20 protein-coding genes are annotated in these 14,095 nt (G+C 37.1%); 16 read left to right on the top strand and 4 right to left on the bottom strand.

Translation table 11 applies throughout. The features are described 5' to 3' along the window. Positions 1–676: hypothetical protein (locus ABDZ63_RS15740; RefSeq protein WP_343785165.1), on the bottom strand; the 676-nt coding region annotated here is incomplete at its 3' end. 129 nt (positions 677–805) lie between these two features. Here ABDZ63_RS15740 and ABDZ63_RS15735 point away from each other — a divergent pair. The 11 genes from ABDZ63_RS15735 to ABDZ63_RS15685 all read left to right on the top strand — a co-directional run bounded on the left by ABDZ63_RS15735 (position 806) and on the right by ABDZ63_RS15685 (position 7,096). After that, complete coding sequence (locus ABDZ63_RS15735) at positions 806–1,009, top strand: hypothetical protein (RefSeq protein ID WP_343785163.1); 204 nt, start codon at positions 806–808, stop codon at positions 1,007–1,009. Between the two features lie 46 nt (positions 1,010–1,055). Beyond that, positions 1,056–1,790, top strand: a complete 735-nt coding sequence (locus tag ABDZ63_RS15730; protein WP_425542004.1) for a hypothetical protein — start codon at positions 1,056–1,058, stop codon at positions 1,788–1,790. Between the two features lie 11 nt (positions 1,791–1,801). Beyond that, on the top strand, positions 1,802–2,587 hold the full coding sequence (locus ABDZ63_RS15725; protein WP_343785161.1) for an ATP-binding protein: 786 nt from the start codon (positions 1,802–1,804) through the stop codon (positions 2,585–2,587). A 39-nt stretch (positions 2,588–2,626) separates the two neighbouring features. Beyond that, the gene (locus tag ABDZ63_RS15720; protein ID WP_343785159.1) at positions 2,627–2,977 is read left to right on the top strand and encodes a hypothetical protein; all 351 of its coding nucleotides are present in this window, start codon (positions 2,627–2,629) and stop codon (positions 2,975–2,977) included. 17 nt (positions 2,978–2,994) lie between these two features. Next, complete coding sequence (locus ABDZ63_RS15715) at positions 2,995–3,129, top strand: hypothetical protein (protein WP_343785157.1); 135 nt, start codon at positions 2,995–2,997, stop codon at positions 3,127–3,129. A 20-nt stretch (positions 3,130–3,149) separates the two neighbouring features. Continuing rightward, positions 3,150–3,650: a hypothetical protein gene (locus ABDZ63_RS15710; RefSeq protein WP_343785155.1), complete on the top strand. Its 501-nt coding sequence runs from the start codon at positions 3,150–3,152 to the stop codon at positions 3,648–3,650. A gap of 12 nt (positions 3,651–3,662) precedes the next feature. Continuing rightward, positions 3,663–4,022 carry a minor capsid protein gene (locus ABDZ63_RS15705; RefSeq protein ID WP_343785153.1) on the top strand — a complete coding sequence of 120 codons (360 nt, stop codon included), beginning with the start codon at positions 3,663–3,665 and terminating at the stop codon, positions 4,020–4,022. A 13-nt stretch (positions 4,023–4,035) separates the two neighbouring features. Further along, positions 4,036–4,404: a hypothetical protein gene (locus ABDZ63_RS15700; protein WP_343785151.1), complete on the top strand. Its 369-nt coding sequence runs from the start codon at positions 4,036–4,038 to the stop codon at positions 4,402–4,404. Positions 4,405–4,447: 43 nt separating this feature from the next. After that, complete coding sequence (locus tag ABDZ63_RS15695) at positions 4,448–4,606, top strand: DUF3954 domain-containing protein (RefSeq protein WP_343785149.1); 159 nt, start codon at positions 4,448–4,450, stop codon at positions 4,604–4,606. Positions 4,607–4,691: 85 nt separating this feature from the next. Beyond that, complete coding sequence (locus tag ABDZ63_RS15690) at positions 4,692–6,296, top strand: phage tail tape measure protein (RefSeq protein ID WP_343785147.1); 1,605 nt, start codon at positions 4,692–4,694, stop codon at positions 6,294–6,296. A 14-nt stretch (positions 6,297–6,310) separates the two neighbouring features. Continuing rightward, positions 6,311–7,096, top strand: a complete 786-nt coding sequence (locus ABDZ63_RS15685) for a hypothetical protein (RefSeq protein ID WP_343785145.1) — start codon at positions 6,311–6,313, stop codon at positions 7,094–7,096. 59 nt (positions 7,097–7,155) lie between these two features. Here ABDZ63_RS15685 and ABDZ63_RS15680 read toward each other — a convergent pair whose 3' ends face one another. Further along, positions 7,156–7,362: a helix-turn-helix domain-containing protein gene (locus ABDZ63_RS15680; RefSeq protein ID WP_343785144.1), complete on the bottom strand. Its 207-nt coding sequence runs from the start codon at positions 7,360–7,362 to the stop codon at positions 7,156–7,158. Between the two features lie 284 nt (positions 7,363–7,646). Between ABDZ63_RS15680 and ABDZ63_RS15675 the strand changes: the two genes are divergently transcribed. Then, the gene (locus ABDZ63_RS15675; RefSeq protein ID WP_343785142.1) at positions 7,647–7,892 is read left to right on the top strand and encodes a hypothetical protein; all 246 of its coding nucleotides are present in this window, start codon (positions 7,647–7,649) and stop codon (positions 7,890–7,892) included. A gap of 189 nt (positions 7,893–8,081) precedes the next feature. Here ABDZ63_RS15675 and ABDZ63_RS15670 read toward each other — a convergent pair whose 3' ends face one another. Both ABDZ63_RS15670 and ABDZ63_RS15665 read right to left on the bottom strand, forming a co-directional pair. Next, entirely contained in the window at positions 8,082–8,636 is a 555-nt protein-coding gene (locus ABDZ63_RS15670) for a MerR family transcriptional regulator (RefSeq protein WP_343785140.1), read from the bottom strand. A 314-nt stretch (positions 8,637–8,950) separates the two neighbouring features. Then, on the bottom strand, positions 8,951–9,358 hold the full coding sequence (locus ABDZ63_RS15665; RefSeq protein ID WP_343785138.1) for a PBECR3 domain-containing polyvalent protein: 408 nt from the start codon (positions 9,356–9,358) through the stop codon (positions 8,951–8,953). A 223-nt stretch (positions 9,359–9,581) separates the two neighbouring features. Between ABDZ63_RS15665 and ABDZ63_RS15660 the strand changes: the two genes are divergently transcribed. The 4 genes from ABDZ63_RS15660 (at position 9,582) to ABDZ63_RS15645 (ending at position 12,279) form a co-directional block, all read left to right on the top strand. Beyond that, entirely contained in the window at positions 9,582–9,761 is a 180-nt protein-coding gene (locus ABDZ63_RS15660) for a helix-turn-helix domain-containing protein (RefSeq protein WP_343785136.1), read from the top strand. 39 nt (positions 9,762–9,800) lie between these two features. After that, positions 9,801–10,628 (top strand): tyrosine-type recombinase/integrase, encoded by an 828-nt coding sequence (locus ABDZ63_RS15655; protein WP_343785135.1) that lies wholly within the window; start codon positions 9,801–9,803, stop codon positions 10,626–10,628. 10 nt (positions 10,629–10,638) lie between these two features. Further along, a complete protein-coding gene (locus tag ABDZ63_RS15650) occupies positions 10,639–10,827 on the top strand; it encodes a helix-turn-helix domain-containing protein (protein ID WP_343785133.1) in 189 nt (62 codons plus the stop codon). A gap of 180 nt (positions 10,828–11,007) precedes the next feature. Next, the gene (locus ABDZ63_RS15645) at positions 11,008–12,279 is read left to right on the top strand and encodes a replication protein (protein WP_343785131.1); all 1,272 of its coding nucleotides are present in this window, start codon (positions 11,008–11,010) and stop codon (positions 12,277–12,279) included. Positions 12,280–14,095 lie beyond the last annotated feature (1,816 nt).

The following is a 14,095-nucleotide window of genomic DNA, read 5'->3' as shown; positions in this document are numbered from 1 at the left end:
TAGTTGCTTCAAAAGGTTTTTTACACCCAGGGCAAACTTTAATGTTGTCTGTTCTCATGTACATTAAGAGTTTTACATAAAGAGCACTTAACAAGTGATTAAATTTTATTTCCGGATTAAAATTTAGTGTTTTTTTAAATTTATCTTTTGTGACTCTTTTGTCTTTAAAAAGTAGATTAAAACTATTATCAAACATAGAGAAAATCGTTGTATGATTAATCTTCTCTTCTATTTGCAAGGCAAGATACTCGACATCTGCTTCATTCAAATTAGTAATATTACTAAATGACTCCCACATCAGAATTATGTCTACCCACTCTTGTCTAAAGTCCTCTAAACTTTGCCCATTTACTTTTTCTTCGGCATTTATATAACATGTTTTTGTTGTTAAATATCCGTATTTGGAAACCCAATTTAAAACAGCCTTGGCAAAGTCTTTTCCTCTTTCATCCTCTGGCATTCCATTCACTTTTTTATCCTTCATATTTTCATACAGATCAACAAGAGAGGGGATGATGTCATCCCTTTCAAATGGATTGTATGTTTGATTTCCTTCGGGAGAAGTATCCATTCCAACTATGAACAATTCCCCATTTATTGATTCAACGAAAAAGTATTTATCTGACACCTCTTGTTCACAGTTCAACTTTAAAGGTAAATCGAAAAAAACACTCATAATGTTACCACCTTTGTTATCGGTTTTTGTTATCGTTTTCGTTAGTTTTAATTGAATTATACCCTTGATACAATTGAATTACAACAACAAATAACTTGTTGTTACTATTTTTAAAAGGGGGTAACGCTAATGACTTTATTCCAGTTGTTTTCACCGAATAAAGATGTGATGGAAGCTAAAGGATCTATTCCTTACTGGTTGATTGCTCAAAAGCTAAACGTGCATGAAAACACTGTGCGCAATTGGTTGAAGCATGAACTGGATGAAGAAAGAAAAGCAGCGTTATTAGGAGCGATTGATGAAGTTAAGAAAGATTATGGGCTTCATAGTTAAATTCAGTACTAACCAAATTGACCACTACTGAAAGGGGGTGAAGACATTGGGAATAGTGCGAGTTGAGAAAAATTCTAATTTTGTGGTGATGGATCGTTACGGATTACAAGACAGTCGTTTGTCATGGAAAGCTAGAGGGATATTGGCTTATATGCTTTCTCTTCCTGATGATTGGCATTTTCATATCGAAGAACTTATTAAGCGTGCGCCTGATGGTGAGAAGTCATTTAGAAGTGGATTTCAAGAGTTAAAAGACCATGGTTATGTTAGGCGTTATCCAGTCTATGAAGACCGCAAAATAAAACATTGGGATACTGTAGTTCTTGAGAACCCTGTACTTGCCGAAAACCTACATGTAGAAAAGGTAGATGTACAAAAGCTACATGTACAAAAGGAAGGGCTACAAAATAGACACTATACAAAAGAGACATATAAACAAAATAAACATAACAACAATTATGTATTAAGTCTGTTTGAGCATTGGAACGAAAAGCAGATTATTAAACATCGCAAATTAACAGAGCCAATCAAACGTCATGTAAATGCTAGATTGAAAGATTATTCCCTAGAGGAATTAAGAAAAGCAATCGATAACTATTCGGCAATTTTGCCGAGTGACAATCATTACTGGACGCATAAGTGGACACTACAAGAATTTATGAAGCCAGGTAATGTTGAGCGTTTCTTAGATGAGGCTGATCCATTATCTAATTTCAAAAAGGACGAGCCTCAAAAGCGAACGCAGCTGCAAGGATATGATCCAGACAAAGATTTATTTTAGGAGGTGTTTAAATGAATGCGGTAATGGAACAGGCAATGCCTATTAGAGAAGTTGGAGATAAGAAATGTGAGTCGTGTGGCCATGTTTTTAAACTCTATGAAACTAGTAGAGGGGTTTTAGGAGCGTGTAAGCCATGTTCAGACCGAAAAGTGCTTGAGAATTTGCATTTACCGAGTTTTGAAGCGCATAGGAGAGCGCGAGAAATGGAGCGTATTTTGCAATATGAACAAGTGAGTGATGATTTAAAAGAAGCGACAGTCAATGACTATAAACCGCACAACGGTTCACAGCAAGATGCGAAGCAAAAAACTGTTCACTTCATAAGAGGTTTTGAACAAAATAAAAGCCAGTCCTTAGTACTTAGTGGAGAACCAGGACTGGGCAAGAGCCATCTAGCTTATGCAATTACAAAGGCAATAAGAGACCAAGAGTATACAGCGCTATTTATAAAGACTAAACAGCTTTTTGATTATGTAAAACAAGCCTATGAGCCTAATTCTAACATATCTGAGCAGAAATTGTACCGTATGCTGCGCGATTTAGATCTATTAGTTTTAGATGACATCGGCTCAGAGTACACCAAGAACGCTGACAATGACTTTGAGAGCTGGGGTTCATCGATTATTGAGAAGGTTTTAGACGATCGCCTAGGTAAAGCAAATGTTTATACCACAAATTACTCGTCCAGCGATTTAAAAGCTAAATATGGCATGAGTGGCACTAGAATATTTTCTCGCATGGGTGAACAAGCGTGGTCAGTCCGTTTGCAAGGGGAAGATCAACGCTTAAATAAATAACATAAGTCTGTTTATGTATTGAGTTTGGGAGGGGGCATATTGTATCGACAGTCAAAGTTAGGGAGACTCTTGCAAGAATTGTATTACTGGAACAACGATTGCTATCACATGGCTTACCCCTCTCAATCTGTTGATGATACTGGTTGGTTAGTTAATAAATATCATAAAACTGAACAGCTTGCTATTAGAGCAATAGAAGAACGTGAGGAATGTGTTCAAGAGATTGTTTATGCAACCCAAATGCTAAACATCGACATTATAGCTGCTATGAGCGATAAAAAGTATTTGGACTTGCTAATGGATACAACACACGTCACACCTGATGAGATTGAGAAAATGATCAGTCAGATAAGAGAGGGATTTTGTGTTCTTGGAATTACCGATTATTGATAAAGCGAGGTGATCGCATGAGTGAAGAGAAGAAGGACTCTTTTGCTGAGAGTTTGGGTGTAAAAAAAGGCTCAAGCGAAGAACAAAAAGACGATTTTTTAAAAGGGTTAAAAGGTGAACGTGAAGTCATTAAGGTTACGAGCAAAACTTAAAAATAAGGGAGATGGGAAACATGGAAAACGTTCAGGCGTTAGTTGAGAAGCACATGAAGAAGTACGACAAAATAAAAAGCAAGATGGATGAAGTGCAGCAAGAAATTAGAGATCTTGAAAAGTCTTACAAGCTTGCTGAGGTAGATTATGATATTGACAAGATGGAACATTATCAAGACAAGATCAGAAAGCGCGGTCTTTTGTATGAAAAGCTTGAGAAAGATTTAAACGTGTTGAAAGAAAAGGTTCACTCCAGTAATCCTAGTCTTACAAAAGAAATGACCCATGCACTTAAGCAAGATGGGGAAAAGATTAAACAAGAATACCAACATAAAGTTGATGAAGTTTTAAATTTGAGGGAACAGTTAGCAGCAAAAGAGCAAGAAATTGAAGAAATCAACAATGAAAATCACAAAATATTTAGTAGTGAACTAGGTAAATTAAGAAGGTTTGAAACTAAACAAGTCAAGCTAAGCCCGTATTTTGAAATGCACTATATCGACATTCGTATTCCTAAATAAGAGGTGATCCAAATGTCAGTTAAATTCAATGTACGCGTTGATTTTCCTGTTAGTAGACTTGAGAAAAAGTTTGAGAGAACGCACAGCATGGCGCAATACGTTTTTGATAATCAAATTATTAAAGACACTCGCCCATTCGTGCCAAGAGATCACGGCTATTTGGCTGAATCTGCTGACATTCATTCTGATATTGGAAAAGGGAAAATCAGATATGTAGCCCCTCAAGCAAGACGTTTATATTATAACCCTCAGTATAATTTCAGTACGGACAATCATCCGAAAGCTCAAGGGTTATGGTTTGAGGCGGCTAAATCCGAAAATAAAAAAAGCTGGTTAGATGTCGTTAAAGACGTTGTGAGAAAAAACTTTTAAAGGGGAATGATCTATGACAAATGTAACGCCAAAGTTTAATTTTAAGAAGCCAGAACAGAAATTTAATATTAATGGCCAAGAGTATTTGGTTGATCTGTCAGATGAAGCTCTAAACAAGTATCAAAGAGTAGCAGTAAAGTACACTGATTTTGCTGATGAAGCGCAGGAAGTGGACTTAGTTGCAATGACAGATGATGAATACGAAGACTTCCAAAAACGCTCATACGAAGCTTCAAAAGAAGTGTTGGACGCGCTATTTGGTGAAGGGGCGTTTGACGAACTTTACGAAGCATCTGGTCAATCAATGCACAATATGGCCGAGGTCGTGAAATTTATGTTTGATTGGCTCACGACAAATAAGAACTTTAAAGCTGATAAATAAAAAACATAATCGTGCTTATGTATCGACTTTGGGAGGGTAGTAGATGAATCAGACAGTCAAGGTCGTTGATCAGTCTGTTTATGTTGCCAGAAATGGCGAATTGGAACGTCTAGAAATTCCTAAAACAGGACATGGAGAAGTTGAAATTAAGTGGCATCAAGGGAAAATATCAAATATCAAGGAAACTCAAACGAGAAAATAATTGCTATTAGAACAACTAAGGCATTGATCGTTCGCGAACGCGTTCGGTTGATGCCTTTTATTTTTTGATAAAAGGGGGCGAGTGAATGTCACAAGCAGACGGTACGGTGTTTTTTGAAGCCGAAATGGATAAAAAGAAGTTTGAACAAAACATAAAAGAAGTTCAAAACTCAATGCAAAATATGGGTCAGAGCATGCAAAGAGCGGGCGGAAGAATGACTAAATGGGTTACAGGCCCCATAGCATTAGCTGGTACTGCATTATTAGGTCTAACTGGTAAGGTTGCTAATTATGCTGATGCAGTTTTAGACCTTTCTGATCAAACAGGAATGAGTACAGAACGCATTCAGGAATGGCAAGCTGTAGCTGATCAAGCAGGCGTTTCTCAAGATGCTGTGACAAATGGCGCTAAACAATTGACGAGACAAATGCACAGCATAGAAGAAGGAACAGGAAAACAGGCAGAAGCTATTGAAGCATTAGGTTTAGAGTATGAAGAATTAGACAACGCCTCTCCTGATGAACGCATGGACATGCTTATGGACGCTTTGAGAGGTGTTGAAGATGAAGGGGAGCGCGCGAGATTAGGTACAGACTTATTACGTGGCTCTTATGACGAATTAGCGCCAATCTTAGGCATGACAAGCGATGAAATCGAGAATGTCACGGATAAAGCCCATGATAGTGGTCGTATCATGAGTGAAGATGCTTTAGAAGATGCTAACGAGTATAGAAAAGCTATGGAAGAGTTAAAGCAAGAATTTATGGGGGTAGTGCGTGAAGTGGTAACAGACTTAATGCCCGTCATTAAAGATCAGCTAATCCCATTTATTCGTGAGGAAGCTGTTCCAATGATGAGAAACCTTGGCGAAACGATCGGAGAGCTTATTACTTGGTTTACTAACCTTAGCCCCGAAGTTCAGCGTTATATGGGAATTGCAGTAGGTTTGGCAGCTGCATTGGGGCCGGTTCTCATGGGGTTCGGTAGTATGATCAATTTGATCGGCACTATGCTACCTCTAGTCTTGAAGTTAACTAAATTCGTAATAGCGTTCACTAATCCTTGGGTATGGGTAGGTGCGGTTATAGTCGCATTAGTCGCTTTGATGATTAAAAACTGGGATAAAATTTGGGAGACAACGACTGAGGTATTCACTAATATTAAAGAAGCTGTGACTGATCGGATAGAAAGTGCACGAGATAGTATAGCAAATGGCATACAAAGAGCGCGTGATTTAGCATCTAACGCAGCACAAAGTCTACGTGACCGAGTTGTTTCTGGTATTACCAGTATGCGAGATGGCGTGCAATCGATGGTCAGCTCAGTAGCAAACTTCTTTTCTAACACCTGGAATGCTATAGCTGGCAGAGCGAGAAGTTTCGTTAATACCTTCATTAGTATCTTTCAAGGCATCAAGTCAGGCATACAGTCAGCATTAAGCCCAGTGATGAACATATTCAATCGAATTATTAGCGCTGTAGAAAGCATGATTAACGGTGTTGGAAGCGCAATTAATAGTTTACCAAGCTTTAATATCCCGAGTTGGGTACCCGGGGTGGGCGGTGGCTCATTTGGACTACCGAACATACCTAACATTTCATTACCGAGCATACCTCACTTAGATGACGGTGTGAGTTATGCGCTTGAATACTTCCCAGAGGGTGAAGTTGTTGAACCAGTTGGATTTTAAAAGGAGATGATTAAATGACATTGATTATAGACGGAAATCACTCAAAAGCAAAAGTTGCAATGAGTGTTTCAGATAGTTTAGTTGTACAACCTACAAACTTTTTTGAAGATGGGTTAGACGGTGAAACGGAATATCTTAAAAACCGTGATGATAAGGTGAAACGCTTAACTAACAAAGTGTTTTTTAGAAGTGGTGGCGTTCGTGAATTATGCGAATGGTTTTATGAGAGATTATCCGATAAAGTTCAGCCTGACGATCCACTAGAGATTTGTAAGCAAAAGGCAAGAAAAGTTTACTATGAAATGGTTGAAGAAGAGAAGCAAATTGACAAAGGTTTAGACTATGATGACGACTCATACTGGCTAAATTTCCTTTATGATGAAAAAGGTCTTCCTGTTTGCTTGAATGGTTTCTATGAAGATGGAAAAACAGGAATGGTCAACTTTAGTCATGGGGCGTGGATTGAAAAGGAACACCCTCAGCGTTGGGTTACGTCAATGGTTGCTCCAGCTGTTGAAAACGAAGAAAAGATAAACTACTATCTTTCGCGATTGAATAGAGTTGAAAAGCCAGGGGCACATCTTATGTTTTATGAATATCTAATGGCATTCAGAGATCTGCTGAAAGAGTGTGTAGGAAAGGTTTCAAAAGACATGTTTGTCAGAATTAATGTGAATAAGGATGGAGAAATGGCTTACCTAGAGCACCATATAGAGAATGTTTACGATGATGAAGAATGCATGCCATTTTATTCAGCATTAAAGCAGTTAGAAGAGTTGGATCTGGAAGGCGTAAGTTAAACAACATAAGGCGTATTATGTATCGAGAAGGGGGTGTCAACTTTGACACACCCTTTTATTTATTCTTCTACATACTCCAATAAGTCAGCAGGCGTGCAATCTAATGCTTTGCAAATTCGCTCCATGACCGACAAGTCAACACGTTTGGCTTGGTTTTTGTAGATTGCATAAAGTGTATTTTTGTTTACACCACTCTTTTTTTGAAGCTCAGATACTTTCATATGGTTCTTTTCTAGCAATAATTTGTCTAAACGAAACTTAATCATCTTCGTACTCCCCTTTTGGTTTTTTATGTCAAATAGTATTTTACAATCAAGAATGCACTTTATCAACAAAATATAACAAAAAATACAATGAAGTGTTGACAAATTACAACGAAATAGTACAATGAAGTTGTGGATTAATACAATGAAGTGTGGAAAGGGGTGTAAATATGGTTTACGGCCTTACGATTTTAAAAAAGCCGTACATTCGCGTTAATGGGCGATATTATCCATTGTCCATGCTTGCAAAACAACTTGAAAAATAAAAATAAGAGGAGAGTGTCTTTATGATTATTTTAACAGAGGAACAAGCGAACAAAGTTAATGGGTTAATTAGAGAGAATAATTACAGCACAGCAGAGGCAGAAGCTTATTTAGTAAATGAGTTTATGCCAGAGGGATTGAATGATGAAGAAAAAGCGTTATTCGTAGCTGGGTTTGAAAAAGGGTTTCGCGCAGGACATGATGCGTTATTTAGCGTTATAAAAAACATTTCAGACAAAGAAAAAAGCCATTCTGAGGGCACAGAATGACTTCTCACAAAACACTGACTAAGATTATTATAACTAATCGATGACGTGATTTCAAATCACCTCATCTTTTTAAAGGGGGGGGTCGTTTCAAATTACCCCCTTTGAAAGATGTTGTGGTTTCAAACCACCCCATCCTCAACAAGTGTACAAAAAAGTACGGTTGTTACGCTCTAACTTCAAGTTAGGGCGTTATTTTTTATTAAAAAGCTTGGAAAACCAACCTTCTTTTTGTTTTTGCTCTTCCAGTAACTTAGCTTGCTCTTTTCTTTCCTCGCTAATCTGATTGAGTGTTTGCATAAGCGCTTGATCGCGTTCGTCCAATCGATTATTAATATATTTCTGCTGTTGATCAAGCTTTTCCATAAGCGCAGCATTAAACTGTTCTTGCTTCATCATATACTCTTGCTGCTCTTCTAATTTAGCTTTTATTTCTCCTAATTCTTCAAAATCATGAGTGTTTTTAGGTTCGCGAACAGATGGTGTTCGTGTAGAAGAACGCTCCCCTTGAAACCTTGATACAACAATGATTGATGCGTTCTCCAACGTCATATTTCTATCTTGAATGAGTTCTTTTAAACTCTCTAAAGCTTGTAGATCATGATCTTGGAATAATCGCCTGTTTTGCTCTGTTCTCGCAAATTCGTATTCCTTCTTTTCTAATGCTAAACACCACTTTCTCAACGTGCTACTGGACACGTTTAAACGGTCGCATACTTCCTTTGATGGATAGTATTGATCGCTCATTTACAGCTCCCCCTTTGCGTTATCGCCTTGTCTATATTATGTTGCTAAAACCTTATATTGGCAATAGGGGAACGCGTTTGAACACTAAAAAACCCCACGCATAAAGCGTAGGGTTTATTTTTAAGTGGATCTATGGCAGGTCGGCGTATCCTGCATCTCTGGTAACTACACAAAGTGTAGCGCGTGGGGAACCTTTCCCACCTCAAAGATCCATTAATAATATATGAGTTTGTATCAATATGATACCACAAATTGCACTAATGTAAACAAAAAAGTACGTAAAACAACGTAAAACTACTTAAATCCACTCAAAATCACTTAATGTCACTAAACGCAATAATACGTCCAGACCTTAACCTCTTTTGGATTTTGTGATCGGCATTATGCAAATCGTAAAAAGAACTTAAATACAAATATCCACTTGGGTCAAGCTTAATTGCGACTAGCAAAGTATCTGATAATCGCTTGTACAATTCAACGCTATTTGGCTCTTTTGGATTTTGGCCAACATAATCAGGTTGGCTAATCATATCAGGAATGCTTTGATAATGTTCCATAAAGATATTGTAATGACCACTTCTACTTAAGTGTTTAATGACACCTGGGTACATTTTAATTTCCTTATCAGGGCACTTGATAGATAAATAGTCTAATATTTTTTGAGGGATTTTTCCGACAACCTGAGTCTCTCTAGAGTTCGGATTTATAGTGTAATTACTCATACAACCCAACCTTTTCAATCTTTGTATATTAATCATATAATATCTTTATTTTAAAAAACCATATTTCCTAACATTTCTCGCAATTTTTTTATAAAAAACTCAATACATAATGTATCTTATGTATACAGAATTTCGATTTTTGATACATCAGAAAACGATTTGACACAACAAGAAACGTAGTCTACAATGAAAAACATAACAAAAAATGAATTGAGGTGATTGTATGGGTGATCTATTAACTGTAAAAGAGCTTGAAAGTAAGCTTAAAATGTCACGCTCAACTATTTATCGTCTTAGAAAAAATGAAGGAATGCCATATTACGAAATTGGCGGTAAGATTTTATTTGATTTAGAAGATGTTACGAAGTGGCTAAAGGAAAATAAGCAAAAACAAAGCACTTAAAATAAATCGTCTTCTACAAAAACATTGTGAGGTGGGGAAATGAATTACTTAGATCATTTCGTTAATTATTTAAAGTCTGAGGAAAAATCGGATAACACAATTAACAGCTATCTAAGAGATCTAAAGCAGTTCGTGTCTTATTTGGGGAAAGACATGAAAGAACTCAATCAAGAAGATATAGACCAGTACAAAAATGTACTGAAAGAAGAAGGTTTAAAAATCAAGACAATAAACCGAAAAATGGTAAGTGTTAAACAATTCATAGAGTTTTTGAATACTGAGTGCGATCAATCTATTATTGTGCGCATTAAACAAGAAAAGCAGCAAAGACAAGAGTACTTAGAAGATATGTTGGACAAGCATGATTTTAAAAAGTTAGTAGATGCTGCCGTCACTAATAATGACACTAGGGCAAAAGCTATATTTTATACACTTTACTACACAGGCGCACGCGTTAGTGAAATGCTGCAGATAAAAGCTGAGGATTATAAAAAAGAATATATATGGGTCAAAGGTAAGGGAAATAAGCATCGTCAATTATTTATCTCTTCTAAAGTTCGCACAGCATGGCTGGATTACATGAAAGATCGTTACGATAACTCAGAGTTCTTATTTACTGGCCAACGTGGACGTATAAACCGTCAAACAATTCACGGTGTAATTAAAAAATACGCTGATCTAGCAGGTGTTGATGAAGGAAAAGCGCACGCTCATAATTTCAGACACTTCTTTTGTAAGAGCGCAATTGATAAAGGATTAACGATTGATACCGTGGCTGATTTAGCAGGGCACAGTGACATTAATACAACGAGGATATATACGCGTAAAACGAAGCCTGAATTGATGGCTGCTATTAATGAATTATAGGAGGATTTGGATGCAAGACCGCATGACAGCACAAGAAACTGCTGATTATTTAGGTGTTTGCTTAGACACTATTTACAGAATGGCTCGTAAAAACGAAATACCACACGCACGAATAAGACGTCGAATGCTTTTCAGAAAACGGTCGATTGATGCATGGATACAAGAACAAGAAATGTCCAGCTTGGACACAAATCGATAGGGTGGAGTAATTTCAACTTACGCCATCGCACAAAAAAAGAGAACTCTCATAAACAGTTTTGGGGAGCTGTAAACGAGAGTTCTCAATGGGTTTTTTGTCTTCTAACAAAAACATCGTTAAGGACATTATAGCATAGGAGATAAAAAACCTTCCACACATTTTTATGGGGAGGTTTAAAAGATGAACGAGAAAGCATACAAAAGCGCAGAAAAACATACAGGATTGCATCACGATCAAGCAGACGGATATGTAACATTAGCACGTAAAACAGAAAACGGGTTTCACCAGTACCATTACAAACCATCGGAATTAGCGACAGTGTTATCAAAATGGCTTGGTGAGGACATTTATTTTAGTCAAAATACGTTTTATAAACCTCAGAGACAAATTGAAAATATAAGGCAACTGCGCTCTTTATATGCTGATGTTGACTGTTATCTATTAAACTATGACCCCGAATGGGTAATTGGGAAGCTAGAATTAGAATTAATGGACAAAGAAATACCTGAGCCGAATTTAATTATCCATTCTGGACGAGGTTTAGCGCTTGTATGGCTCATAGAACCGTTACCTTATAAAGCTTTACCATTATGGCAAGCCGTACAGGACAACTTTTTAAAAAAGCTAAAAGCAGTTGGCGGAGATCCATTGGCCAAAGATGCTGCAAGAGTATTTAGAGTAGCTGGTAGCGTTAACTCTAAGAGTGGTGAAGTCGTAAAAGTACAGTATAGACATAACTATCGTTATGTATTGAGAGATATTCAAGAAGAATATTTACCTAATTTGGATCCAAAACGTAAGCCTAAGCGTGGCCGTCCATCTAAAGTGCAACGTTTATACAATACATATTCCTTACATCATGCGCGTTTAATGGACTTAATCAAGCTTATTAATCTACGAAACTATGATTTAAAAGGCCACAGAGAATATGTGTGCTTCTTATATCGTTATTGGCTATGTTGTTACACGAACGATCCAGAGGAAGCATTTAATCAAACCATGACACTCAACTTAGAATTTACAGACCCCTTACCTAGCCAAGAGGTCGAACGAGCTACAAGAAGCGCAGAGAAGGCTTTTTATGCACGTAATGATGAAGAAGCGAACGCATTAGCACGCCAAAAAGGTTATCCAGGAGCTGGCTATAATATTAGCAACAACAAATTAATTGATTGGCTGGAGATCACCGAAGAAGAACAAAAACAACTAAGTACGATCATAGGAAAAACAGAAAAATATAGACGAAATAATACACGCAGAAAAACACAGCGAAGAAATGAGGGTGTTTTAAAACGCTCTGAGTATAATAAGTCTCGAAAGCTAAAAAAAGACGAGAGAAAGGCAATATTGAAAGATTTGATGCAACAATACCCTAATGCAACCTACAGGGAACTAGCAGAAAGGTCTAAAATGTCCGTTGGATATGTCCATAAGTTAGCTAAAGAATTGTAAAAAATTAGGTGTTCACTGGTGTGGCTCTTTATATTATGGGCGTAGCCCTGGGGTACTCGAATGAGTATCCCTTTTTTATTTGATTGTCACCAGTGCCCACTTACACACCTTTAAGGTGTTTGTCGTTTGCTTTCAAGGGTGTCCACTAATATTGGCTCCCTTTGTTCTTAAAATTCAGCTTATGGATCTACTTAACTTTGGTGTTAACTTGATTATTTATCTAAAAATTAATTTTACGGTGAATGTTGTAAGTAATTTTAAGCATTTTAAGAGCAACTAAATGACTGGTATATCAGTGTTCTTTATAATTTATGACCTCATTTGAAATGACCCCGTGTTTCTAAATAGTGAAGAGGAAGCATTGAGCAAAAACCTTTGTGCGAATATGACCCTCTGAACAGTCATTTATTCTAAATTGGAATATTTGATCACTCAAAATTGAGTAACCAAAAGTCAGATACCCTCGTTTCGAGGGGGGGATATTCGGACATATCGGACACCTTAAAAAGGTTTATTAGATGATGACGTAAGTACAACTTACCCCACCCTAGACTCAATCTAGGTCGTTTATTCTAAATTGGAATATTGGTTTTACTCAATTTTGAGTAAAAGTTAAAAAGAAACATTTAGAGATTTTAGAGGCCTTAAAAAAGAGCAACCCTATAATGCAACCTTTTATGATGGAGAATGATGGCATAAATGTTCAGTTGTCAGCAGGTTGCGTACCCCTGAATAAGTGATTCGCCACTTCTGGCGAAAATGATCAGTAGAGGTCAATTTGGTCCCCACTGATTAGGTTTATGCAACCTTTGAACCTCAGAAAACCTCAATTTCTCATGCGTGAGGTTTCGTAGGGTTGCAAAGTGTTGCTTAATTGCAACCTTTTCGAGCGTGACGGACATTTTTGTCCAAGACGGAACAGTTTTGCATTATAGGGTTGCATGGACGAAAACCGACTTCTAGTAGGTTTTGCCTTTTAGTTATGCAACCTTCGAAGTTAAGAAAACTTAAGGTTCTCATGCGTAAGGTTGCAACCTTTGAACCTAGCAAAACCTAGCACGAACAGTAACGCTGCATGTTGAGAAATGTTGAGGTTTCATGTTAAGGAATGTTAAGGTTGCATACTTCCGAAACAAACCCCATGGATCAGGAGCACTTTTCCAAAACAACCCCATGCAAGCATTTAATAACAGAATGTAGTGTCATAAAAACAACAGGATTGGGGTAAATTTAAACGTTTTAACCCTCTCTAGTGTTATATGTCTAATTTAAATAAAAATCTCTTAGAACGGAAATATGAGCTTTTTAATATGGCGTAAGTTGAACATACGTCATCTTTATTAGAGGGCTCAAAATTGAGCTGGCTAGCGTTCGTGAAGGTTGGTTATACATAACCGAAATTATGTATTAAGTTTAGAGGTAATTTTCAACGGATCAACAGGGTGATTGTTTAGGTATTACTCACGCTGGAAAGTCACAAAAAAGAGGTAAGTGCATAAATACGCTCACCTCTAGTCTTTCACAGATTCGTGAAACACGACCACTATATAACGCTAGTGAATACCCCCTGAGTGAATATAGTTACAGAGTGTGTGCGAACGCGTTACCTTTTTCTTTTTCTGTGGTTTCGCATGTTAATAAGGCTTTTGCACGCATCTGAGCAATACTTCCGATCCACTCTAGTTGCTTCAAAAGGTTTTTTACACCCAGGGCAAACTTTAATGTTGTCTGTTCTCATGTACATTAAGAGTTTTACATAAAGAGCACTTAACAAGTGATTAAATTTTATTTCCGGATTAAAATTTAGTGTTTTTTT

The organism is Alkalibacillus silvisoli (assembly GCF_039521975.1).
GTDB lineage: Bacteria > Bacillota > Bacilli > Bacillales > Alkalibacillaceae > Alkalibacillus > Alkalibacillus silvisoli.
Note: the sequence above shows the minus strand (reverse complement) of the source record. Positions and strands in the feature narration are given on the sequence as shown.

Coding starts and splice junctions, on each gene's coding strand:
- ABDZ63_RS15700 (WP_343785151.1), top strand. CDS start 4,036: ATGACAAATGTAACGCCAAAGTTTAATTTTAAGAAGCCAGAACAGAAA.
- ABDZ63_RS15680 (WP_343785144.1), bottom strand. CDS start 7,362: ATGATTAAGTTTCGTTTAGACAAATTATTGCTAGAAAAGAACCATATG.
- ABDZ63_RS15735 (WP_343785163.1), top strand. CDS start 806: ATGACTTTATTCCAGTTGTTTTCACCGAATAAAGATGTGATGGAAGCT.
- ABDZ63_RS15660 (WP_343785136.1), top strand. CDS start 9,582: ATGGGTGATCTATTAACTGTAAAAGAGCTTGAAAGTAAGCTTAAAATG.
- ABDZ63_RS15695 (WP_343785149.1), top strand. CDS start 4,448: ATGAATCAGACAGTCAAGGTCGTTGATCAGTCTGTTTATGTTGCCAGA.
- ABDZ63_RS15645 (WP_343785131.1), top strand. CDS start 11,008: ATGAACGAGAAAGCATACAAAAGCGCAGAAAAACATACAGGATTGCAT.
- ABDZ63_RS15710 (WP_343785155.1), top strand. CDS start 3,150: ATGGAAAACGTTCAGGCGTTAGTTGAGAAGCACATGAAGAAGTACGAC.
- ABDZ63_RS15650 (WP_343785133.1), top strand. CDS start 10,639: ATGCAAGACCGCATGACAGCACAAGAAACTGCTGATTATTTAGGTGTT.
- ABDZ63_RS15685 (WP_343785145.1), top strand. CDS start 6,311: ATGACATTGATTATAGACGGAAATCACTCAAAAGCAAAAGTTGCAATG.
- ABDZ63_RS15665 (WP_343785138.1), bottom strand. CDS start 9,358: ATGAGTAATTACACTATAAATCCGAACTCTAGAGAGACTCAGGTTGTC.
- ABDZ63_RS15725 (WP_343785161.1), top strand. CDS start 1,802: ATGAATGCGGTAATGGAACAGGCAATGCCTATTAGAGAAGTTGGAGAT.
- ABDZ63_RS15675 (WP_343785142.1), top strand. CDS start 7,647: ATGATTATTTTAACAGAGGAACAAGCGAACAAAGTTAATGGGTTAATT.
- ABDZ63_RS15655 (WP_343785135.1), top strand. CDS start 9,801: ATGAATTACTTAGATCATTTCGTTAATTATTTAAAGTCTGAGGAAAAA.
- ABDZ63_RS15705 (WP_343785153.1), top strand. CDS start 3,663: ATGTCAGTTAAATTCAATGTACGCGTTGATTTTCCTGTTAGTAGACTT.
- ABDZ63_RS15670 (WP_343785140.1), bottom strand. CDS start 8,636: ATGAGCGATCAATACTATCCATCAAAGGAAGTATGCGACCGTTTAAAC.
- ABDZ63_RS15690 (WP_343785147.1), top strand. CDS start 4,692: ATGTCACAAGCAGACGGTACGGTGTTTTTTGAAGCCGAAATGGATAAA.
- ABDZ63_RS15715 (WP_343785157.1), top strand. CDS start 2,995: ATGAGTGAAGAGAAGAAGGACTCTTTTGCTGAGAGTTTGGGTGTAAAA.